We start from the raw sequence: 1,072 nt of genomic DNA on the forward strand, positions 1-1,072 counted from the left end.
GGCGATGCTGCATGATGTGGGAAAGATTAATATACCCATCGAGGTGCTGAATAAAGAAGGATCCTTAAATTCCGAGGAATATGAACTCGTCAAGGAACATGCGACACATGGTCGCAAGCTGCTGATGTCTAAATCAGACGTGCCTCCGGTCGCGGTTGATGTTGCGTATTGTCATCATGAACATCTCAATGGTAAGGGTTACCCAAGGGGGGTGACTGCTGAAAAGATTCCTTTCTTCGCTAAAATTGTTAGCGTGGTGGATGCTTTCGATGCCATTACCAGTGACCGGGTTTATAGTGATGCACGTTCGACATTGGAAGGTTTGCGTATTCTTTACGATTGTCGTGGCCAGCAGTTTGATGAGGAAATTGTTCGAGCTTTTATTCGCTTAGTAGGAATTTATCCACCGGGGCATATTGTTGAGCTGACCAATGGCGAAGTTGGTATTATCCTATCGTGCCAAAGAAACAATAAGCTTCGCCCCAAACTGATTATTGTCAGGAATACTGAGAAGAAAAGCTGTGCTGAACGGATTGTTGATCTAAGTAATGAGCAAAAAGATCAGCATGGTAAGCCGCTTCGAGTTAAAGAAATATATACAGACGGGGCCTTTGGCGTTCAGCTTAAGGAATACAAGGCCAAAGGCTTAAACTTTGGCCTTGCAGTACAGTAATAAACCTTAAAGCCTGGTACTGAACTTTGAAGGAATGACGAAAGCGCTAACAGTCTTGCGGCAGTCTTAGAAGTTTGTTTTGCGCCCTTAGACGCTTTCTCGGCCATGTTGTGAACCCTTTTACTGCGTTGTGATTGATTTCTTCTGCTACAGCTCATTGCTCCTTTGCAGCACTTAAACCAACTATAAATACATTAAGCGTTTGGGGCTCAGTAAACCAATCATTGAAGATTTATGTTTTACCCTTGAAAGAGCTGCTAAACTTAAGTGAGTTGTGCACCTCACCGAATATTTACTTTTAATACTGAGCCTGAAAAATGAGATCTATTTTAATTGTTGAAGACTCTTCTACCGTTCGTGAAATGGTTACCTTTGTTTTAAAGGATGAACGTTTGAAAA

At 42.2% G+C, this 1,072-nt stretch carries 1 protein-coding gene; it reads left to right on the top strand.

The annotated features are described in order from the left end of the window. Nucleotides 1-673 (top strand): HD-GYP domain-containing protein (locus tag A3763_RS15245; RefSeq protein ID WP_156495112.1); only part of this gene is annotated, 673 nt, incomplete at its 5' end. Between the last annotated feature and the right edge of the window lie 399 nt (nucleotides 674-1,072).

The sequence above is a fragment of the Oleiphilus sp. HI0128 genome, from assembly GCF_001635365.1.